This window comes from Sinorhizobium sp. M4_45 (assembly GCF_002885915.1).
GTDB classification, from domain to species: Bacteria; Pseudomonadota; Alphaproteobacteria; order Rhizobiales; family Rhizobiaceae; genus Sinorhizobium; species Sinorhizobium meliloti_A.
Genome location: NZ_NWVE01000002.1, coordinates 24,304 through 46,411, shown reverse-complemented (window position 1 = coordinate 46,411; position 22,108 = coordinate 24,304). Strand labels below are relative to the sequence as shown.

The following is a 22,108-nucleotide window of genomic DNA, read 5'->3' as shown; positions in this document are numbered from 1 at the left end:
GGGGCATTCAAGCCGCGGCGTTGCCGCTCTTGCCACTCACCGCCTCCGCGGCGAGTTCGAGCCGTGCCAGTCCTTCGCGCGCCTCCGCGGAGGTGGTGATCAGCGGCGGCAACAGGCGCAGCACGTTTTCGCCGGCCGGGACGACGAGCAGCTTCTCGGCGCGGATCGCCTTCAAAAGGTCCGCGGAGGGCACCTTCGCCTTGATGCCGAGCATCAGCCCGTCGCCGCGGATTTCCTCGATCACGTCCGGAAAACGATCCTTCAGCGAGGCGAGCCCCTGACGGAAGACGAGAGCCACCTCGCGCACCTGATCGAGGAAGCCTTCGGCGAGAACGACGTCGAGCACGGCATTTCCGACCGCCATTGCGAGCGGGTTGCCGCCATAGGTCGAACCGTGCGTGCCCGCCACCATGCCGGCGGCCGCCGCTTCCGTCGCGAGGCAAGCGCCGAGCGGGAAGCCGCCGCCGATGCCCTTGGCTACGGCCATGATATCCGGTTTGATGCCAGCCCATTCATGGGCGAAGAGCTTGCCGGTCCGGCCGACACCGGACTGGACCTCGTCGAGGATCAGAAGCAGGCCGAACTCGTCGCAAAGTTCGCGCAGCCCCTGCATGAATTCCTTCGATGCCGACCGAATGCCGCCCTCGCCCTGGATCGGCTCGACGAGGATCGCCGCGGTTTCTTCATTGATCGCGTTCTTGACCGCCGCGATATCGCCGAAGGGGACCTGATAGAAGCCCGGCGCCTTCGGCCCGAAGCCCTCGATGTATTTCTGCTGTCCGCCGGCGGCGATCGTCGCGAGCGTGCGGCCGTGGAAAGCACCTTCAAAGGTGATGACGTGGAACTTCTCCACGTGCCCCTTGGCGAAATGATAGCGCCGCGCCGTTTTGATCGCACATTCGAGCGCTTCCGCACCCGAATTGGTGAAGAACACCCGATCGGCGAAGGTCACCTGGGTCAGCCTCCGTGCAAGGCTTTCCTGCCCCGAAATCTCGTAGAGATTGGACAGATGCCAGACCTTGTCGGCCTGCGCCTTCAGCGCCTCGACGAGATGAGGATGGGCATGGCCGAGCGAGTTCACGGCGACACCGGCAGCGAAATCGAGATAGCGCGTGCCGTCTTCGGCGATCAGCCAAACGCCTTCACCTCGCTCGAAACGCAACGGCGCGCGCAGATAGGTGTCGTAAAGCGGCGTGGTTGCGGCCATGTCGAGCTCTCCTTCATTCCGGCGGCACGGACCATTCGGCCCGATAAAAATCAAAAATGCCGCCTTGCGGCGGCGACAGGCACTATTCCCATTTCGCACCGCGATGTCAACAAAACCAAGGTTTGCAGGCGCTTTGCGGATGCCGATTCCGAAGCGCGAAAAAATCACACTCTGGGACTTGCAAAAATGCAACGCTCCGACAGCAAGTTGGGGAAAACCGCGAAATCGATTCGGCGCGATTCCGGCGACTCTTGCCACGGAGTCACCCTGCCGGTAGGTTAACATTCAATTACTAGACGCATGCGGCGGACCTAGTCACCAAAAGTATTATCGCGTTGAATCTTCGGGTTTTTCCCGGAGAGCGGTGACGGATTCCGCCATCCCAACGCCGAGAACGGGGAGTGCAGAGATGAACTGGACTGACGAGCGGGTCGAGAAACTGAAGAAGCTGTGGTCGGAGGGCTTGAGCGCCAGCCAGATCGCGGCGCAGTTGGGCGGCGTCAGCCGCAACGCGGTCATCGGAAAGGTTCATCGGCTGAGCCTGCCCGGGCGCGCCAAGGCCGGAGGAAGCACGACCGCTGCAGCCCGGCCCAAACGGGCGACGTCTGCCCCGCGCGCGCCGAACTATGCTGCGCGTTCCGTAACCCGCACCGTGACCCGCACGGCCGGTGCGACCGCGCTCAAGGAAGAGCTCGCAGTCGACCTGGAAATGGACCAGGAGCTGCAGATCGACAGGAACATCGTCCTGCCGATGTCGCGGCGGCTGGAGCTCACGGAGCTTACCGAACGCACCTGCAAGTGGCCGATCGGCGACCCGCTCAAGGAAGAGTTCCACTTCTGCGGCAACGACTCCCCGGAAGCCTCTCCCTATTGCACCTTCCATGCCCGGCTGGCCTACCAGCCCTCCGCCGAGCGCCGGCGCATGCGCTGAGGCGCCTTGCTCATCCCGCTCTGGATGCACGACGAAAATCGGGGCCGGAAAGGCCCCTTTTTCTTTGCCATGCCGCAAGCCGGCACGGGCGCCAGCGACCTTCGGCCTCAGCTCTCCAGCGAATAGCCAGCGCCGCGCACCGTCCGGATGACGTCCGGCATGTTGGAAAAGTTCAGTGCCTTGCGCAGCCGCCCGACATGAACGTCCACGGTCCGTTCGTCGACATAGATGTCGTGTCCCCAGACACCGTCCAGGAGCTGTGAACGAGAGAAGACGCGCCCCGGTGAGGACATTAGAAATTCCAGCAGCCGGAACTCCGTCGGGCCAAGGCGCACTTCGCGACTGCGTCGGTGGACGCGGTGCGTCTCCCGGTCGAGCTCGATATCGCCGCAGCGCAGGAGCGTCGACAGAACCTCGGGCTTGGCGCGCCTGAGCATCGCCTTGACCCTCGCCATCAGTTCCGGCGTCGAAAAGGGCTTGACGACGTAATCGTCGGCGCCGGTGGCAAGGCCCCGCACGCGCTCGCTTTCCTCGCCGCGCGCGGTCAGCATGATGATCGGCAGGCGCTCCGTTTCCGGCCGCTGGCGCAGCCTGCGGCAGAGCTCGATACCGGAAACCCCGGGCAGCATCCAATCGAGGATGAGAAGGTCGGGCAGGCGCTCCTGCAGGCGGATCTCCGCCTCGTCGCCGCGAAGGATCGTATCGACCTCGAAGCCTTCCGCCTCGAGATTGTAGCGCAGGAGAACGCTCAGGGCTTCCTCGTCTTCGACTACGGCAATCTTCGGCAACATTCAGTAGGACTCCTTCCTACGCACGACAGCCGTCATGCCGCCGCGCACGGTGGTAGGCCGCGCCAAGGCGGCCGGAACAAATTCTGCATAGGCACCGGCTGCCGGGCGATCTCAGTCCGTCACGGAACCCAATGTCGACGTCATGTCGTCCTTCGGCCGTTCGCCCTGCGGCTGGGCGCCTGTCGCCATATAGTAGATCGTTTCGGCGATATTGGTCGCGTGATCGCCGATACGCTCGATGTTCTTGGCGCAGAAAAGAAGATGCGTGCACGGCGTGATGTTGCGCGGATCTTCCATCATATAGGTCAGCAGTTCCCGGAACAGGGACGTGTAGATCGCATCGATCTCTTCATCGCGTTCGCGAATGCTGTTCGCCTTTTCCGGCGAACGGGACGCGTAGACGTCCAGGACTTCCTTCAACTGAACGAGCGCGAGCTCGGCCAGGTGTTCGAGGCCGCGCGCAAGCTTGCGCGGTATGCCTGAACCGGCAACGGCAATCACCCGCTTTGCGGTGTTCTTGCCGAGGTCGCCCACGCGCTCCAGGTCCGCGGCGATGCGGATCGAACCCATGATCTCCCGAAGATCCGAGGCCATGGGCTGGCGTTTGGCAATGGTGACGATCGCCTTTTCGCCGATCTGCCGTTCCGCATCGTCCAGAATGATGTCGTCGGAGATCACCTTCTGGGCCAGGGCGAGATCGGAATTGACGAGCGCACGGACGGAGTCCGCGACCATCTGCTCGGCGAGACCGCCCATCTCGGAGATGCGGCGCGTGAGATACTTCAACTCTTCGTCGAAGGCGGACATGATGTGTGCGTGAGACATATTCGTTTCCTCGGGGGACGCGCTGTTCTGAATGGGCCTCGTTCGGTCTTGACCGGGAGGGACGGAAAAGCGCCGCCCCTCTCCGGCCATCAGCCGAAGCGGCCCATGATGTAGTCCTGGGTGCGCTGATCGTCCGGGTTGGTGAACATTTTATCGGTATCGTTCTCCTCTACGAGATTGCCGAGATGGAACATGGCCGTGCGCTGCGACACGCGCGCCGCCTGCTGCATCGAGTGGGTGACGATCACGATCGTGAAATTCGCCCGCAATTCGTGGATGAGTTCCTCGACTTTCGCGGTCGCGATCGGATCGAGCGCCGAGCAGGGCTCGTCCATCAGAATGACTTCCGGGCTGACGGCAACGGCGCGGGCGATGCAGAGGCGCTGCTGCTGGCCGCCGGAAAGTCCGGTGCCCGGCTCCTGCAGCCGATCCTTCACCTCGTTCCACAGCCCGGCCCTCTGCAGGCTCGTTTCCACGATCTCGTCGAGTTCGGTCTTGGTGCGTGCCAGGCCATGGATGCGCGGGCCGTAGGAGACATTGTCGTAGATCGACTTCGGGAACGGATTGGGTTTCTGGAACACCATGCCGACGCGGGCACGCAATTCCACCACGTCGATCGACGGATCGTAGATATCGTCCTCGTCGAGCGTGATCTTGCCCGTTACGCGGCAGTTCTCGATCGTGTCGTTCATGCGGTTCAAGGTGCGCAGAAACGTCGATTTGCCGCACCCGGACGGACCGATCAGCGCCGTGACCGTGTTCTCGCGGATATTGAGGTTGACGTCGAAGAGCGCACGCTTTTCGCCGTAATAGACCGACACATCGTTGCCGATCATCTTGTAAGGCACCGTATTCATTTTCTGCTCAAGAGCCTTTTCGACTGCAGCTTCCGACATGATGTTCATAGTCCTTACCCCACTACCAGCGACGCTCAAAGCGACGCCGCAAGAGAATTGCGCCGAGATTCATGAAGATGAGAAAGATCAGGAGAATGATGATCGCTCCGGACGTACGCTCGACGAAGGCACGTTCTGCCTCGTTCGCCCACATGTAGATCTGCACCGGCAGCGCCGTGGATGGCTCCAGCGGCGACCCCGGAAAGTCGACCACGAAGGCGACCATGCCGATCAGAAGCAGCGGCGCCGTTTCGCCCAGCGCATGGGCGAGCCCGATGATCGTGCCGGTCAGGATGCCGGGCATGGCAAGCGGCAGCACGTGATGGAAGATGGTCTGCATCTTCGATGCGCCGAGGCCGAGTGCGGCGGAGCGGATCGACGGCGGCACTGCCTTCAGGGCCGCCCGGGTAGCGATGATGATGGTCGGTAGCGTCATCAGCGTCAGCACGAAGGCGCCGACGAGTGCTGCCGAGCGCGGCATGCCCGCGAAGTTGATGAAGACGGCAAGCCCGAGGAGGCCGTAGACGATGGAAGGTACGGCCGCCAGGTTGTTGATGTTCACCTCGATCAGGTCCGTCAGCCGGTTTTTCGGCGCGAACTCCTCGAGATAGATGGAGGCGGCGACGCCGATCGGCAGCGACAGCACGAGCACGATCAGCATCATGTAGAGCGAGCCGAGAAGGGCGACGCCGACACCCGCCGCTTCAGGCCGGCTCGATGCGCCGAAGGTGAAGATGCCGGTGTTGAAGCTCTTCTTGAGCACGCCGGCCTCGGCAAGCTGGTTCATCCATGCGACCTGCGCATCCTTCACCTTGCGTTTGGCTTCGTCGACCGACAGGTCGATCTGGCCCTTGAAGGCGGAGTCGATGTTCGCCTCGGCAAGCAGCGTGACGGGAATCGTCCTGCCGATCACCGACGGATCGGCGACGACGATGTCACGCAGTTGCGTCCGGGCGCTGGCGGAGACCATATCGGTCGCCTGCTTCACCAGCGGCCGCTTCGACGGATCGAGGCCGAGCTGCTTGACCAGAGCCTCCCGCACGAGCAGCGGATAGTTGGCGGTATAGAGCCGCTTCGGATCGGTCGCCCGTTCGTTCTTCGGATCGATCACCTTCTCGGAAAACTCGATCGGCAACGTGATCGTCGTCTGCTGGAAGGCGGTATAGCCCTTCGAAACGACGCTCCAGAGGAGAACCGCGAGGAAGAACAGACCGATGGCGATGGCGCTGATTCCGAAGGCACGGAAGCGGCGCTCCGCGGCATAGCGGCGCTTGATGCCGATATCGCGTCGGCTTGCGGCAGGTCGGGTGGAGACCCTTACCGTCGGGGAGGCAAATTCGGTCATTCGTACTGTTCCCGATATTTGCGCACGATGTAGAGCGCGTAGATGTTGAGGCCGAGCGTGATGACGAAGAGCGTGATGCCGAGCGCAAAGGCGACCAGCGTCTGCGGCGAAGTGAACTCGAGGTCGCCCGTCAGCTGATTCACGATCTTGACCGTCACCGTGGTCATCGGCTCGAGGGGGTTCAATTGCATGCGCGCCGCGACGCCGGCAGCGAGCACGACGATCATCGTCTCGCCCACCGCGCGCGAGGCCGTCAAAAGCAGCGCCCCGACGATGCCGGGAAGTGCGGCAGGCAGGATCACCTTCTTCACCGTTTCCGAGCGCGTCGCACCGAGGCCGAGAGAACCGTCACGCAGCGCCCGCGGCACCTGGGTGATGATGTCGTCGGACAACGACGAAACGAACGGGATGAGCATGATGCCCATGACGATGCCAGCGGTGATGACGCTCTGGGCCTGAATGAAGTTCTGGTAGTTGCCGGTGACGAGACCGTTCAGTTGCGCGGAGATGTCGCGCAGGAAAGGCCCGACGGTGACCAGCGCGAAGAAGCCGTAGACGATCGTCGGGATGCCGGCGAGCACCTCCAGAAGAGGCTTGGCTGTGGAACGCAGCCGCGGGCTCGCATACTCGGCCATGTAGATGGCGGCGAAAAGCCCGATCGGCACCGCGAAAAGCATCGCCACGAAGGCGATATACAGGGTGCCGGCAAGGAGCGGCAGCAGGCCGAACTGGCCGGAGGCGCCGCCGCTTCCGGCCGCAGCGAAGCGCGGATCCCAGACCGTGCCGAAGAAGAACTCGAAGGGCGAGACCATGGTGAAGAAGCGGCCCGCCTCCGAGAGCATCGAGGCGACGATGCCGACCGTCGTCAGAATGGCTATGGAAGAGGCGAAGATGAGCGAGCCGAGCATGACGCGCTCCACCCGATTGCGGGCACGGAAACGGACGTCGATATTGCGGATGGCGTAGAGCCCGCCGGCAACGGAAACGAGCAGCACGACGGCGCTCATCAGCCAACGACTATATTGCCGCATCGCATTGAACTGCTGGGCGGACTGGATCATGTAAGGCTCGCCTTCGCCGGCAAGCGCCACGCCCTTGGCGGCCAGGGCTTCCCGCATGTTGGTCGAGCCATTCTCGATTGCAGCGATCTCGCCCGCATTCAGGCGTTCGAAGCCCGCGGCCACGGACTTGACCTGACCGAGCGCGAGCTGAACGGTGGCTGCCCCCTGGTTCTGGACCGGTTCCGGAAGAGACGAGCGAACGGTGTAATCGACATAGATCGGAGCTGCGACGAGCCATACCGCAAGCAGAAGAAGAGCCGGCAGCATCGCCCAGATGGCGACGTAGCTGCCGTGATATCCGGGCAGGGAATGCAGGCTGGCGAGCTTGCCTCCGGACCGGGCGAACGAGCGCGCGCGGCCGGCAAGAAACGCAATGAAACCGATCAAAGCGATGATCAGGAGAAGGAGCGAAGTACTCATCGGCACGTCTCCGCGACAGGCTTGTCGTAAGCCCCGACAAATTCGGAAGAATGCGGCTCCGGCGCTGCGCAGCGCCGGAGCCTGTCATGATCAGAGCAGGTTGCCTGCCTCGAAGGACGTGCGGATTTCCTCGCGCTCGGCGTCCGGAGCGGCAACGAGGCCGTATTCGGCAAGCGGGCTGTCGGGGCCGATCATCTGATCGTCCACGAAGAACTCGACATATTCCTTCAGGCCCGGGATCACGCCGATATGCGCCTTCTTGACGTAGAAGAACAGCGGGCGGGAAACCGGATACTCGCCGGAAGCGATCGTCTCGGTCGAAGGAATGACGCCGTTGACGGTCGCGACCTTCAGCTTGTCGGCATTGTTTTCGTAGAACGAGAGACCGAAGACGCCGATGCCGTTCTTGTTGGAGTCGATACGGGCCAGCGTCTCGGTGTAGTCGCCGTCGATATCGACGGCCATGCCGTCCTTGCGCACCGCGATGCACTTGCTGTGCTGCTGCTTCTCGTCGCTGACGGCAGCCTTGATGACGTCCTGAGCGCCGGTGTCCTTGCAGCCGGCGGCAAGGATCTTCTCTTCGAAGACTTCGCGCGTGCCGTGCTTTTCGCCCGGAATATAGGCGGCGATTTCGGCGTCCGGCAGCGATGCGTCGACTTCCGACCACTTCTTGTAGGGATTGGCGACGAGCTTGCCGTCGACGACGACTTCGGCGGCGAGCGCCTTGTAGATATGCTCCGGCTTCAGGGCGAGGTCGGCATTGCCGGCGTCGGTGGCGAAGACGATACCGTCATAGCCGATCTTCACTTCCTGGATCTCGGTCACGCCGGCAGCCTTGCAGGCCTCGACTTCGCTGTCCTTGATCTTGCGGGAAGAGTTGGCGATATCGATCGTGTCTTCACCCACGCCCTTGCAGAATTCCTTGAGGCCGGCAGAGGAGCCGCCGGACTCGACCACCGGCGTCTTGAAGTCGGGGAAGGTCTCGCCGAAATTCTCGGCAACGATCTTGGCATAGGGAAGAACGGTCGAGGAGCCGGCGACCTGGATCTGGTCGCGAGCCGCAGCAACGCCCGCGAAGGCGGCGGATGCAACCAGCGCCGCTACAGTGAGTTTAAGAGATTTCATGAATGTTCTCCCGGAATGGGCTTGTGTTGGTGCGCCAGGGATCAGCGCTCTCTTCGCCGTTTCATCGGCCGCCCCTAGTTAGCCGCCGATGGCTACAGCTTTTATGTCAATTCGGTGAAACATTTATGACAGGCTAACATGCTGAAAATACTTCCTAATTTTTTCATAGGAATATTTCAGCGCGGCGTGGTGTGTCAGAAGCGGACCTTGAAGACCGTGCCCTTCCCCACCTCCGAATGGATGAGCAGACGGGCGCGGTGACGCGTGAGGATATGCTTGACGATGGCGAGGCCCAGGCCGGTGCCTTTCTTCGACCGGCTCGCCTCAACATTGACCCGGTAGAAGCGTTCGGTGATGCGCGGGACATGCTCGGCAGGTATTCCCGGACCGTGGTCGGTAACCGTCACCTCCGCCTGATGACCGTTCCCGCCGGTCAGCCGGACATCGACCTGCTTGCCTTCCTGGCCGTATTTGCAAGCGTTCTCTATAAGGTTTTCGAAGACCTCCACCAGTTCGTCCCGATCCCCCTGGACGAAAACCGGCGTCTGCGGAACCTCCAGCGCGATCGTCACGTCGAGTTCCCCCGCAAGCGGCGCCAGGCTGTCGCGCACGTGTCCGAGCAGCGGCCCGAGATCGACGGCATCGTCCGGCGCGATGTGCGACTTCAACTCGAGCCGCGACAACGACAGGAGGTCGTCCACGAGCCGGCTCATGCGCGTGACCTGCTCGTGCATGATTCCGAAGAATTTCTCCTGGGCCTTCCGGTCGTCGCGGGCGGGGCCCTGCAGCGTCTCGATGAAGCCGCGCAGCGATGCGAGCGGCGTGCGCAGCTCATGGCTGGCATTGGCGACGAAGTCGGAGCGCATCCGGTCGATGCGGCGGGCCTGCGAGATATCGCGATACGTCAGCAGGAAGATGCGCCGGCCGGAACCTTCGCAACCTATGTCCGCGGGCGCGACGCGAACTACGTAGACCGCCTCCGAAGGCAGCCGTTCCGCATGCTCGATCTGGTTGACTTTCCCTGTCGCGATCGTCTCGCGCACCATGTCGAGAATGCCGGGCGAACGGACGCGGGCGGAAAGATAGCTGTCCTGGGGGATCGTTCCGAAGGCCTTCTCTGCGGCAACGTTCTGGAAGACGACGGTCTCGTCGGCCGCCACGACGAGCACCGGCATGTCGAGTGCGTCGAGCAGGGGAGCGAGCGGGTCGCCCTTGGATTCCACGGCAGCGCCGACGCTCGCCGGCGCTGCCTGGACTGGCGGTGCCCCCCGGTTGAGGATGGCCGCGACGAGCACGACCCAGAAAGGCAGAACGGCCAGCGGATGGATGCCCGCGAGTGCGGCAAGGAAGGCGAGCACGACGGACAGGCCGAGAAGCCCGCGCTCCGCCTTCAACCTCGGCAGCAGGGTGCGCCAGAACACCTTCGCGCCATCCAACACGATACCCTCGTTCCTCAATTCGCTGCCTCCTGCACCTCGACGACTGCTGTTGATCCAGCCAGCGGCCCGGATGCCGCAGAAGTGAGGGTAATCGCCTCAAAGCCTCCATCCGAATCCGGCCATAAGGGCGCAGAGATAGCGTTGCTTCATGACATGATTTTCACGACATGCTTGAATCCGCAATGTAATTATGGCCTCCTCCGGAGAAATCGAGCGAGCGGGAGGAAACAGATGGCACGCCACGAAGCACCGGCCGAAGCAAGGCCGGGGAGCCGGGCGGTCGAACTGGAGATTGACGGCAGAAGCCGCATCTTCGACATCGACGATCCGGACCTGCCGAAATGGATTGACGAGGAAGCCTTCGGCTCCGACGATTATCCCTACAAGAAAAAGCTCGATCGGGAGGAGTACGAAGAAACGCTGACGAAGCTGCAGATCGAACTGGTCAAGGTCCAATTCTGGATGCAGGCGACCGGCAAGCGCGTAATGGCGGTTTTCGAGGGCCGCGACGCCGCCGGCAAGGGTGGCGCGATCCACGCGACAACGGCCAATATGAATCCCCGCTCCGCGCGCGTCGTCGCACTGACGAAACCGACGGAGACCGAACGGGGTCAGTGGTATTTCCAGCGCTATGTCGCAACCTTCCCCACCGCCGGCGAGTTCGTGCTATTCGACCGCTCCTGGTACAACCGCGCCGGTGTCGAACCGGTCATGGGCTTTTGCACCGCCGACCAGTACGAGCAATTCCTCGAAGAGACGCCGCGTTTCGAGGAGATGATTGCGAACGAGGGCATCCATCTCTTCAAGTTCTGGATCAATATCGGCCGGGAGATGCAACTGAAGCGCTTCCATGACCGGCGCCACGACCCATTGAAGATCTGGAAGCTTTCGCCGATGGACATCGCGGCGCTGAACAAGTGGGACGACTACACCGCAAGACGCGACCGTATGCTGAAGGAAACGCACACGGAGCACGGGCCATGGACCGTCATCCGCGGGAACGACAAGCGCCGCTCCCGCATCAACGTGATCCGCCACATGCTGACGAAGCTCGACTATGACGGCAAGGACGAGGCGGCGATCGGCAATGTCGACGAGAAGATCCTCGGCTCCGGCCCCGGTTTTCTCAGGTGATTCCGACGCGCTGACGATCAGCCGCCCGGCTGCACCCGGATCGCAAAGAGATCGAGGCTGTTGCCGCCGCCGCTGAGATCGCTGTTGATCACCAGTTTTCCAGGGCTGCTGGGTGCCGAGCCGCGCTCGAAATTGACCTTCAACAGCATGTCGACCCGCTCGTCGTGCACGGTGAAGCGGTGCCGGCCGCAGTCGCCGAGCGTCGAGAAATCGCATTCGACCGAGAATTCGGTCGCCTTGCCCGGGGCCGCCTGGACCGTCAGGGCGAGTGTCGACGACTTGCCCGACAGCTGGGCAAGGACATCCGCGGGAATTTCGATCGCCACATCGCCCTCCTTGGAGGCCGCTGCCGAAATCAACCGCAGGCGCTCGCCTGCATCACCGCCGGACGGTTCCGCGCTGGCGCGCGGCCCCGGCGTGACCGCCGCAGTTTCTCCGGGAGCAAAGACCTCTATCCAATCGCCGGAGAAGCCTTCCTGTGCGCCGAGGGTCTGCAGGCCGGCCGCTCCGTCGAAATCCTCCGCATCCACCGTCGCGGGCGGATTGGCGACGCCGGTGTCCGTCGGCGGCCGGAGCAGGTCGTTCGTCTGAACCCACCAGACGGCGACACCGGCTGCCGCTGCAAGCGTCGCAACGATCATCGCATAGGAGAAGAACCGGCTGCGCCTGCGCTTGCGCGGTCGCTGGTCGGCGACGCCCGGATCGGGAGCAGGCTTGCGCGCGGGTTCTATTCTTCCCTCGTCCGCCGCCGCTCTGAAAGCCGCCGGTGAGCCGTCGCGTTCGGGACGCAAAGCGCCAAGCCCGCCATCCGCCTGTGCAGGCGGGCTTCCCTCCGGCTTCAATGCCGGCTCGCTCCGTGGCGCGGCGGGTACTGGCGCCTCGGGAGTGCGCTCTACCCTCTCGCCCCTCGCCTTCACCTCGCCAAGGCTCACCACCGGAGTCTGAGCGCGCTCCTTAAGGGCAGCGCGCTCTTCCATCTCGATCGCGCGGATGACCGCTTCGAGCCGGTGACGTTGCACGGAGATGACCTCCGGATCTTCGATCTGCTGCTTCTGCAGACCATTTTCCAGCGCCTGACGCGCCGACTGATAGATGCGCGCCCGGATCTCCGCATTGCTTCGATCCGCTCTTTCCAGCGCATTCCTGATCGCTGTCTCAAGTCCGCTCACGTCAAATCCTTCTGCGCGAAGTCTTCCGGTTGCCGCAATACGCTGCCGGATGTGCCTTTCTCGCGACGAGCCCCGCCTCTTCCCGTCACACGCCGTTGGTTTTATTAAGGATTGGGTAACCGCTGCATTGCGAATTCGCAAGTGCAGCCGCGACTTCGTCCGGTGTTCCCCAGGTAAAACATGGGCGAGCGTGGCCGAATTGCCGGAGCGCGCACCGCTTTACGGTGTCTCGGCGTCGTATCGGAGGCGCAAAGGTCGCTGGTGTCTTCGGGGTTGCTGCATGTCTTTGCGCACCGGTGGACTTCAGGAACGATGCAGTAGGCAAGCGCGTCCGTTGCTGCTATCAGTTTTGACGTTTACGAGAACGTCAAAGTTGGGATGGAGATTTTCGATGTCGTTGCCGCCAATCCTGTCAGGGAAAACGAGGCTGCCGGTCGTAGGGGCGCCGCTTTTCATCGTCTCGCATCCCCGGCTGACGATCGCACAATGCAAGGCCGGCATTATCGGCGCCTTTCCCGCGCTCAACGCCCGCCCGCAATCGCAGCTCGACGAATGGCTGGCGGAGATCACCGAGACACTGGCCGACCACGATGCCAGACACCCCGAGCGCCCGGCGGCGCCCTTCGCCGTGAACCAGATCGTACACAAATCGAACGTCCGGCTCGAACAGGATCTGATGCTTTGCGTCAAGTACAAGGTTCCGATCGTCATCTCCTCGCTCGGGGCCGTGCCGGAGGTGAATGCCGCCATCCATTCCTATGGCGGTGTCGTTCTCCACGACGTCATCAACAACCGCCATGCGAATTCCGCGATCCGCAAGGGCGCAGACGGCCTGATCGCAGTCGCAGCAGGCGCTGGCGGCCATGCGGGAACGCTCTCGCCCTTCGCGCTCGTGCAGGAAATCCGCGCCTGGTTCGACGGGCCGCTTCTGCTCTCGGGCGCGATCGCCACCGGCGGCGCAGTGCTCGCTGCGCAAGCGATGGGAGCCGACATGGCCTATATCGGCTCGCCCTTCATCGCCACGGAAGAGGCCCGCGCGAGCGACGCCTACAAGCAGATGATCGTCGACAGCAACGCCGCCGATATCGTTTATTCCAATTACTTCACCGGCATTCACGGCAATTACCTGAAACCGTCGATTCTTGCCGCCGGAATGGACCCAGCCAATCTGCCGGAAGCCGATCCCTCCAAGATGGACTTCGGCACGGCAACGGAAGGCGCCAAGGCATGGAAGGACATCTGGGGCTGCGGCCAGGGGATAGGCGCCGTGCGCGAAGTCGGCACCGTCGCCCGCCTTGTCGACCGGCTGGAACAGGAATACGACGCCGCACGCGCACGCCTCGGCTTCGCTTCCAATTCCGAAGGGCCGCCGGCCCAGGAATTTTCAAGTTCTCGAAACTGATGGCTTGAAATCTCGCCGCTTTGCGTTTATCAGCGCCTCACATTCGTTCCGCGACGTTCGCGGAACCGCCCCAAGGGCCGCTTTAGCTCAGTCGGTAGAGCACATCATTCGTAATGATGGGGTCACGTGTTCGAGTCACGTAAGCGGCACCATTCTTCTCAAGCACTTAGCGCAGAATTGCTCTTTGGCCTGTCCGAGCCAGTAAGCACATAGTAAGCAGAAAATCGGGAATTGCCGGGAACGTCATGATCGACGTTCGCCCCTACTGTAGCGCGCAAAATCGAATGGCGCGGCGCGCAAGATCAGTTGGCAGCAGGATTTTAGTGCCGGAGCCTAGCATCGTCGCCCTAGGTGCGCTCGCCGTAGCGATCCGCTGAAAGGCGCGCTTCCAGCCGCCGGAGGAACAGTCGCGCGACGATCAACACCAGATGCAATCGAAACGTACAATCCTCGTCTTCGGAGGGACCGGGATGCGCTCCTGTGTTAAGGCGCTGGACCACGCCATTGACGAAATTCTTCCCGTCCTTGCCCCACTCGTTCAGCGCCTCAATAAAAAATGGAGGCTCTAGCTGCGCAAGCAGTTGGGGCGGTTCGGCGGCGAAAGCTGCAAGGCAAGAGAACTGCGCGATCCGACATCGCTGCCCGGCCGGTTCTACGTTTGCCGGTCGAAATACAGTCAGACATCAACAAATGCGCCTTGCTATTTCGCGTGGAGGAGAACCAGTGCGCTATTGACTACCGCCTGTCGTGTTCGCACATCTGTCACGCCGATCAGGCCGCGTTCGGCCGCTTTCTCGAATTCAGCATGCCATTTCGTCACGAACGACTGCCATTGGGTATAGACGTCCTGCAGCCGAGGGCCGACTGGAAGGTCAATTTGCTTGACGTCCGGGTCCAAGGTAAGCACAGCCTTGATAATATTTGCGCCGATGATGCCGCCCGCCCTTGCGACCACCGTGCTACCGTCGGAAACCTCGCCGGCGTCAAACAGCCCGGCGCCGACAATGAGGGGGCCGTCCGGACGGGCCAATATCCCGATGGAAGTCACCGCTTCACCGGCAATAAGGAATGAGCGGGGGTCTGGATACGGTTGCACCAGGGCGGCGACCTTGGCTGCATAGGCGTCAACGCTTGCGGCAACGTTGGTAGCCTTACGGCGACTCACCTTGGCATCCGAGACCGACAGCTTGCGCTCCACCCGTTCACCTGCGAGGGCACGGAGTTCCTGTTCGAGAACCCGCACCTTGCCTTCGCCGTCCTCAAATCCGCATGCGCGGAGATACGCCAAATCGAACGCAAGGCGCTCCGGTGTACCTAGCTCGTCAAGGCTGGGCCCCGTCCCGGCGCCCTTCAGGGCCGCGAAAGCCTCAAGAACCGCAGCCTTGTCAGCCGCGCCCACGGTCTGCGGGTTCGCCAGCAGGATGCCGCGATAGTCCGGGAGCTTGACCTTGAGCACGCCGTCGCCGTGCTGGGAGCGGCCCCTAAGTTCCACCTGGTACCAGCCCAACAAGCTATTGAGACCGGCATGGATGAACGCCGCGTCATCGCCAGAATTTGGCGTGAACGAATACAGTGTATCGATGATAACGCTCGCATCGTCCGACGCCACCTTTGTAAAAACGTAGCGCTTGTCGTGGTGCTCAGGCAATACGATGCGCTCCGCCGCAATCGGCTCCTCCGGTATAACCGTGTACCAATAGGGCTTGCGGTTTTTAACCTGACTGCGCTTGGCCGGGATGCCACCCTTCAGCGGGTCACTAGAGTTGTTGTAGGACACGGTCTCGCCGCGTTTAAGGTAAGCGAGCGCTCCGGTGGCCGCGCGTTTCGTCAGTTCGTCCTTGCTGTCTCGGACGTCGAACAGCCTAAGATCCGTTCTGCGCACGGAAAAAACGCTCTCCAAGCTGTCGGGGCCCTTCAGGATCGGCTTGAGGAACTCGCGTTCGATGCGGCAGACGAAGTCCATGCCATCGATCACGACCGCGATCCGGCGCATGTCGGCCCGGGTCACATGCATCCGTGCCGGGATCTTGTCGAAAGGGAGCTCGCGGACGATAAAGTATGCATTGGCGCGGGGAACCACACCGCTATGCAAGTGGCCCATGCTACCAAGGACAGCGACCCGCTCGCTTGCGGCAAGCCGCGCAAGATCGTCGCTGATTGATGCGTTCGACCGCAGTAGCTGGCCCCAGCGAACGGACACCGAGCCGGGGGTATAGGCTGTTTTGTCCGCCAGACGCTCCAGCAGAGAACTCGTATTCATTCGTCCTCCTCCAGCATGTCAGCTTCGTTGATGCCCGCAGCCAGAGAGAGGCCGCCGTCCGAGCCCTGAATCACCCTGTTGACCTGCATACGCGGGTCAGCGGGGTTGATGTCGTTGTCAATGACATCCTCAAGGAACGCCTCGAGTTCACCCCGACGGCTGGCGTCTCCCGGTGGTGGCACAATCTGCGCCAGTGTCCGGCGGAGGCGCACGAACCTTATTTCGTTGGTTTCCCGCAGGGCGGGATCGGTCTCGCGTTCGAGGAACAGCAGAACGGTGTTGGTATCTGCCTCCGGAAACCAGCGTTCCACGATAGAGTCGGCGATCGCACGAATGCGATAGTGCTTCCCGAGGAATCGGATGAGGGGGATGCCGTAGTCGGAGAACAGTATGCCGGAGGAGACAACGAACGCGAGCCGACCGCCTTGGCGCAGAAATGCGGTGGCGTGGACGATGAACCAGAGATAGGCGTCACTTTTCCCGCTGAATTTCGGCAGAACAAGGTTTTCGTCGCGAACCAGTGCGTTGACGATGTGGTTGAGGTTTCCGATGTGCCGGTACGAGATGTACGGCGGATTGCCGACCACCGCGTCGAACGCGTTTGGCACCGTCAGGCGCCCGAGTTCGCCGGGGATCTCGAGCGGAGTTTCCAGCCCGGGCCGGAGCTCGAAGAAGTCTTTGAGGAGGACGCGGGGATAAGCCGCCGCCTCGTGGGTGTCTGCGGTCGCCAGTGTGATGGTGCTGAGCTCGGCGGCAAATGCGGTGACTTCGCAACCCCATATCTCCGCGAGCGCGCTCGCGTGTGTCGCGCCGATCGCGCGCTTGCGGGCGTAGGTCGAACGCAGGAAGCTCCCTCCGCCAGTAGCGGGATCCAGGACAATGTCGTTCGGATTACGGATGCCAAATGCGGTGAGTAAGTCTACAACATCCTCCGGTGTGTAAAACTGTCCCAGCTGGTGCCGGAATCGTTCCTCGACGATGCCCTCGTACAGCAGGCCGACGATGTTCTGCGAAATGCTCAGCCACGAGGCACCAGACACGGCTGCGAGGAGGTCGCTCCAGGCCTTCCCAACCCAGCACTCACGGGCCTCGGTGCCGACCGGATCCGTGAAGAGCAGGTCGACGAACGGCTCCGGCAGGAACGCGGTTTCGAAGTCGCCGGATCGCCGGATTGCGAGCGAGAACGCGCTGTCGAGCAACGCCCGAATCGTCTGCGGGTCGGTCGAAGCCTCGGGCAGGCTGAGTTCGTCAAGCGTGAACGGGTCAGTGCGCCGGGTGCCCGCATCCTGTAGAACACGGTACAGCACAAGTTTCTGAGCAATGACGAAGGCACCGAAGCGCAGGATCTGCACCACCTCCTCCATGAACTTTGCCGGCAGCGTCGGTTTCAGGACGGTGGGAAAGTTGAAGGAATTCGCGGCCTCCTCCCGGACTTCCTCGATCAGCGCGGGATCTGCTGCAAGCCGGCGTGCGACGCGGTGCGATGCTTCCGAAGCGACTGCGAATATGGCGTCACGAAGAACAATCACATCCGCGGTTGTCACAGACGGACGCGTGCGCTCGACACCCCCGAGGCGCGCCTCCAGTTTATCAAGGAAACCGGACCAGCGGTCACGAATTTGGTCGCGGTAGGCGGCCGCTTCGGAAGAGTTCCTCAGGGGGGCGAGCTCGAAGAAGTCGATCTCGAGATCCTCCTGGTCGGCAGACCTCGCGACTTCGTATAAGGCCACGTCCCTGATGTTGCAGGTGAAGTAGTATGGAAGGCCCCGGGCCAGGGCCTTACGCCTCGCGTCAGCACGCAAGGCCTCCGCGCGGACATCCCGGCCCTCCGGAACTTCTGGCCGCTTGAGCTCGCCGCTGGCAAGCTTCCTGCCCTTCTCGCTGTTGAATCTGATATCGCAGCGGCGGACAGCGCCCTTTGCATCCACCTGCCGCTCTTCGATTGCAGCGGTGGCAATAAGCGCCGGCGTGCCTGCCGCTTCCCTCGCCGCCGCCCAGACCGCCGTAAATTCCGCCAACCAGCCGGCGAACGTCAGCTCATTCATGCCCGCGATTGCCATGCGTCAGTAATCGCACGCGATCACGACAGCGCCCGAGCAACGGCGTTGTCCCGCAAAGATGCCTGCTTTTTCGACCACGAGCTTCATCCCCACACTCTTAACGAACCGCCTGCGATGGACCATCCTAAGCACCCAATTTCGGGGCGGTGGCAATCCGGAAGCCAGTTCATTCACAGATTTCATCCCTACATGACTGCTTCCGACCCACTCACGAGGTTCGAGTGGCCGTCCCAAGCTCCGAAAAGTCCGCGTGCTGTCGCTCTGCATGCCGACTACGTGCTTCCGGATTCCATACTAAGCGGGAGTCTGCAATGGCGTGCTGAGCAGCATACTTTCGCAGTTTTGGCGTCCCACCTGCTGCATCCTCTCATTACGCCTGCGCGGCCGCCAACATGGGCCGGACGGGTCCACCATGGCGAGAGTTGCCACGGGGCCTGCTTTCCCGACCAGCCGCAGCGCTGCGGCTAGTCGGTTCGGTTCGAGGAGGGTTTCGGTGAAACAATTGTCGCTTGGACTCCCGAACGCTTCAACCGCCATCGCCGGGCAATGTCGGCTTGCTTCCATTTTCTTCGATCGAGCTCATCGTCCTCGTCGGCGAATTATATCGTTTCCCCCTCAAGGGTGAAGCAGTGGGCAGCCACAATCACTCTCCAGTCAGCCGAAGCGACAGTTTTCACAAGGACAACTGGACAACTGGCGGAGGGGAAGGAACTGGAATCTAACTTTCGCCACTTGTGAACTGTTCATGCCTATTCGACGTATACCACCAACAGCGCCTCGCCCTTGAGTAGCCAGCGTTCTGTCGAGTTGGGCTGCTACCATGTTCGGGCCGACTTCATCACTATTGCTGCTTACGAAGCCACTGTTCTGCTAAGTTTTCGACCTCCGCGCATGTCCTTCCAGAGGCAGGCCAGCGTTTGTCGATCGTCCCGAGAATCGTGTTCATGAGTTCGCCAGGCGAACCATCCGATTTCAGGAGAATGGATCGCAAGGTCCACATTTCATGGCCTGGCACGTACCGCCGCAACGACTTCTCTAGCGATGCGCCGGCCTGGGCGCTGTCGCCCGATGCACCGACTGCGATCGCGTGTCTGAAATCGCGACCCCCGTCATCGGGCACGGGGTCCTCGGCAGATTGATCGTAAACTCTCAAGGCGGCGGGGATGTCGCGCTTCTGCAAGTGGATGTACCCGAGCGTATCCCTGGCTTTTTGGAGGAGTTGCTTTTGTTGGTCGGTCTCTGGAAGCTTCTCCAGAATGCAGACGGCCTGGGTTGCTGCATCAAGGGCGCTCGCCGGTATCCCGTCCATGTCGAGCGCGCGAACGTTCTTTCGCGGCATGCAGCTCCTATCCAGCCCATCGTCCAGCCGTCGTTCGCGCGTGATATCGTCGTGGGCTTGTTTGGTCGGGTGTCCATCCGGAAATCCCCAGGTCGCGAGCATCAATGCATAGCGATTGAGGGCACTTGCGCGCTCGAAAGTTCCCGACCGGGTGTCGGCGAAGAATTTTAGAGCGGCATTGAACTGGTCCCTGAAGGCCTCACTGTGTGCGAGCGCTTTGGGATCGCTCCTCACCTTGAGCAGGTTCAGATAATTGGCGCTGCCCCACCCAGACGCATGCCACCATCCGACGTTGGAGAAGCCATCAAAATCATCAATGGTCACATCCCGGAAGGATGCCTTGCCAAGATTGGCGCCGCCGAAATCGACCTTGCACAATGTTGAGTTGTCGAAGATCGCACGCTGCAAGTTCGCATCAGAGAAATCTGCCGTCAAAATGCCGGAACCCCTGAAACTCGCATTTTCGAGGTTCGCCCCGGAAAAATCGACATCGTCCATAACTGGAGCCTCAACGAACAGGCTGTTCGGCAACTCGGCCCCGTCGAATTCAACCTTCTTGAACTGAGCCTGGATGAAATTGGCGCCTGGTAGCGAGATTTCGTCAAGACGCAAATCTTTGAATAATCCTGCGGTGAAGTAGACTGCCACGGCGTCTGACGGCGGCATGAAGGACCTGTAAAAAGCGATCCGCTCGAACTGCCATTCGCGGCGAAATCTTCCGGCGTCGGCTTTGAGCATGGCCCTAGCCTCCCAGTTGGCTAGCCACGGAAAAAGCATCCGATGCGCCGTCAATAGGGATGACACGGCCACGATCAGAGACAAAGCCGCGATAAGTCGGACCAGTTGGCTACGCTTTCGGCCCGCCTTTTCACTTGCCTCAACGAGCAAGTTGATGTCGGTGTCCGCGTTGCGGTACTTGGCGCCAAGCTTCAGTGCTTCGCCAGTCAGAAGGAAGCCCTGCAATTGCTTCGTGTCGCGCCACAAGCGGGCGGCTGCGGCCAAGCGGATATGAATTTTTTGTTCATCCGTAGCGTCCGAATTTTCTTGGTTGGCCTCCGCCAAGCCAGCTGCCGGCGCCGCGGCAATGGTCGTTGCGACGTCACCGTCGGGCTGCGGTGACGCTTCGTCTGCAACGGTTGCCTCCAGCCTTGGTGCTTCGTATGGATCCAGCAGTACATCTGCCACTGCATCTTTTGGCTTAAGGAAGGCAAGCTGCAATGCCCAGTAGTCTAAAATGGATTGGGCCTTGGAGCGTTCGCGCGGACTCTCCGTCTTAGCCCCGCACTTCTTCGCTTGTGTCAGGAATTTTGGCAGAAAATCCACGAGCACGTGGTCCGACTCGTGCTCCTTCATCATCAGGTGGGCTTCACGCAAGGCAGCGAATGAGTCACAGATCCGACCGGACTGAATGAACGCCTCGATGTCCTGAAGGTGCCGTGCAGTCGGATGGCTGATGCCATTCGCGTTCATGCGGCTTGCTCCTCATCCGATTCGTCGATTGCCAGCGAAATCGTGGTCGCTACTCGCATTAGGCTCTTGCAATCATTCTGAAGATGATTGGCCACCTTATCGAGCTTGCTCAAAATGAGCCTGTCCACCTCGACCAAGGTCGCTCGCATCTGGGCTAGGGGATTGCCGTCACCTGCAACCAAGTCACCGATCTTATCGGTGCGACTGATGAGCTGGTCGCGCCATTCGCTGTCGGTGCTCTTGGTGGCCAGCCAGCTCAATTTTTGATTTAGCTGCAGCCATGATCGGTAGACATCTGCAATCGACGCATAGTCGTCGTCGAGTTCCATCAAAAGCAACCACAGCTTAGCTTCCGTCAGCTGCCAGAATTGACCGGTCAGGGCTCGCGCCAGTGGGGTCAAAGGCAGGTTGGTTATTAACACACCTGGTTCTATCTGAGGTCCGCCCAGGAGATCCGCCACTTGTTCGACATGAATCTCCAGCATTCGATCCACAAGAGAAGCATTCACGCGGGCAAAATTGTTGTTTATCAACCGCCCGATCTTGCCGGCTGTGTCGATAAAGGTAGGATCGCGCCTCAAGCTACTCTCTTTGAGTGCAGCCGCCAGCAATTTCAGTTCATCGACCCATGCCCGCTCTTCGGCAAAATCGAGGGTGCGGGCAGGGAGCAGTTGCAGTTCATCATCGATCTCTTCCAGCAGCTTGCCAATCCGGATTTCCAGCAGAGCAGCGCCCTCCAGCGATCTGCTGGAGGCATGGTCGTGCAGGATATTCAGCACTTGGTATCGTAGCCTCGCGAGGCAGCCATGAATGAAGACGTGCACAGTCAGCTGATTCAGTTCGTCTTTGAGTCCAGTGTGCAACGCGGCTGCCCTTAGGCGGAATTTGGATGCCGCGCTACGCAATGGCGGCAACACCCGCTCCACATCCGACGCAATATCTGGAAAGTCCGCTAAGGTTTCCGGGTAGGCATCGAGAATCTCTTGAACCAGGTACCGTTTCAGCGAGCGCGCCAGCAAGTAGGTAAAGAATCTTCGTTCGAACCCATCCCTCTCTACCCCCTGAAGCACCGCATGGATCTGCGTGTCGGTCGCCCGCCCGTTTGGAACGTACTTATCGTAGAGCGCCTTGCCTAGCGAACCCTTAAGCATCTCCCCGATATCACCACCGGCCAATAGATCCTTGATGGCGTCGACAAGTCGTTCGGGTGTGGGTGGATTGCGCAGCGGCATCG

General features: G+C 61.4%; 16 protein-coding genes and 1 tRNA gene. 4 read left to right on the top strand and 13 right to left on the bottom strand.

From position 1 onward, the window contains the following. Positions 1–7: 7 nt before the first annotated feature. Positions 8–1,207: an aspartate aminotransferase family protein gene (locus tag CN933_RS05825; RefSeq protein WP_026168523.1), complete on the bottom strand. Its 1,200-nt coding sequence runs from the start codon at positions 1,205–1,207 to the stop codon at positions 8–10. Positions 1,208–1,616: 409 nt separating this feature from the next. Here CN933_RS05825 and CN933_RS05820 point away from each other — a divergent pair, with 409 nt between their 5' ends. Continuing rightward, the gene (locus tag CN933_RS05820; protein WP_018094105.1) at positions 1,617–2,138 is read left to right on the top strand and encodes a GcrA family cell cycle regulator; all 522 of its coding nucleotides are present in this window, start codon (positions 1,617–1,619) and stop codon (positions 2,136–2,138) included. A 107-nt stretch (positions 2,139–2,245) separates the two neighbouring features. On the opposite strand, the gene phoB is transcribed toward CN933_RS05820, so the two are convergent. From phoB to phoR, 7 genes are all read right to left on the bottom strand, one after another. After that, on the bottom strand, positions 2,246–2,929 hold the full coding sequence (phoB, locus tag CN933_RS05815) for a phosphate regulon transcriptional regulator PhoB (RefSeq protein WP_003530178.1): 684 nt from the start codon (positions 2,927–2,929) through the stop codon (positions 2,246–2,248). 111 nt (positions 2,930–3,040) lie between these two features. Then, positions 3,041–3,754, bottom strand: coding sequence for a phosphate signaling complex protein PhoU (gene phoU / locus CN933_RS05810; RefSeq protein WP_018094104.1), 714 nt, complete (start codon positions 3,752–3,754; stop codon positions 3,041–3,043). A gap of 89 nt (positions 3,755–3,843) precedes the next feature. After that, positions 3,844–4,659, bottom strand: a complete 816-nt coding sequence (pstB, locus tag CN933_RS05805) for a phosphate ABC transporter ATP-binding protein PstB (protein WP_018094103.1) — start codon at positions 4,657–4,659, stop codon at positions 3,844–3,846. Positions 4,660–4,672: 13 nt separating this feature from the next. Beyond that, positions 4,673–5,995 carry a phosphate ABC transporter permease PstA gene (gene pstA / locus CN933_RS05800; RefSeq protein WP_018094102.1) on the bottom strand — a complete coding sequence of 441 codons (1,323 nt, stop codon included), beginning with the start codon at positions 5,993–5,995 and terminating at the stop codon, positions 4,673–4,675. Next, positions 5,992–7,476 carry a phosphate ABC transporter permease subunit PstC gene (pstC, locus tag CN933_RS05795; protein WP_018094101.1) on the bottom strand — a complete coding sequence of 495 codons (1,485 nt, stop codon included), beginning with the start codon at positions 7,474–7,476 and terminating at the stop codon, positions 5,992–5,994. The genes pstA and pstC overlap by 4 nt, the downstream gene beginning before the upstream one ends. Positions 7,477–7,566: 90 nt before the next feature. Next, on the bottom strand, positions 7,567–8,601 hold the full coding sequence (locus CN933_RS05790) for a substrate-binding domain-containing protein (RefSeq protein WP_018094100.1): 1,035 nt from the start codon (positions 8,599–8,601) through the stop codon (positions 7,567–7,569). Between the two features lie 194 nt (positions 8,602–8,795). Beyond that, positions 8,796–10,058 carry a phosphate regulon sensor histidine kinase PhoR gene (gene phoR / locus CN933_RS05785; protein WP_018094099.1) on the bottom strand — a complete coding sequence of 421 codons (1,263 nt, stop codon included), beginning with the start codon at positions 10,056–10,058 and terminating at the stop codon, positions 8,796–8,798. Positions 10,059–10,271: 213 nt separating this feature from the next. Here phoR and ppk2 point away from each other — a divergent pair, with 213 nt between their 5' ends. Beyond that, on the top strand, positions 10,272–11,174 hold the full coding sequence (ppk2, locus tag CN933_RS05780; protein ID WP_018094098.1) for a polyphosphate kinase 2: 903 nt from the start codon (positions 10,272–10,274) through the stop codon (positions 11,172–11,174). A 17-nt stretch (positions 11,175–11,191) separates the two neighbouring features. On the opposite strand, the gene CN933_RS05775 is transcribed toward ppk2, so the two are convergent. Further along, a complete protein-coding gene (locus CN933_RS05775; RefSeq protein ID WP_018094097.1) occupies positions 11,192–12,343 on the bottom strand; it encodes a hypothetical protein in 1,152 nt (383 codons plus the stop codon). 391 nt (positions 12,344–12,734) lie between these two features. On the opposite strand from CN933_RS05775, the gene CN933_RS05770 reads away from it, so the two are divergent. Together CN933_RS05770 and CN933_RS05765 are read left to right on the top strand one after the other, a co-directional pair. After that, on the top strand, positions 12,735–13,745 hold the full coding sequence (locus CN933_RS05770) for an NAD(P)H-dependent flavin oxidoreductase (protein WP_018094096.1): 1,011 nt from the start codon (positions 12,735–12,737) through the stop codon (positions 13,743–13,745). Positions 13,746–13,821: 76 nt separating this feature from the next. Beyond that, positions 13,822–13,897 (top strand) — tRNA-Thr (locus CN933_RS05765). Between the two features lie 548 nt (positions 13,898–14,445). On the opposite strand, the gene CN933_RS05760 is transcribed toward CN933_RS05765, so the two are convergent. The 4 genes from CN933_RS05760 to CN933_RS05745 form a co-directional block, all read right to left on the bottom strand. Beyond that, positions 14,446–16,005, bottom strand: coding sequence for a hypothetical protein (locus CN933_RS05760; RefSeq protein ID WP_102761355.1), 1,560 nt, complete (start codon positions 16,003–16,005; stop codon positions 14,446–14,448). Then, on the bottom strand, positions 16,002–18,050 hold the full coding sequence (locus tag CN933_RS05755) for an N-6 DNA methylase (protein ID WP_180980697.1): 2,049 nt from the start codon (positions 18,048–18,050) through the stop codon (positions 16,002–16,004). Before CN933_RS05755 ends, CN933_RS05760 begins: the two co-directional genes overlap by 4 nt. An 856-nt stretch (positions 18,051–18,906) precedes the next feature. Next, positions 18,907–20,874: a pentapeptide repeat-containing protein gene (locus tag CN933_RS05750; RefSeq protein ID WP_102761353.1), complete on the bottom strand. Its 1,968-nt coding sequence runs from the start codon at positions 20,872–20,874 to the stop codon at positions 18,907–18,909. Next, entirely contained in the window at positions 20,871–22,106 is a 1,236-nt protein-coding gene (locus tag CN933_RS05745) for a hypothetical protein (RefSeq protein ID WP_102761352.1), read from the bottom strand. Before CN933_RS05745 ends, CN933_RS05750 begins: the two co-directional genes overlap by 4 nt. Positions 22,107–22,108: the final 2 nt, after the last annotated feature.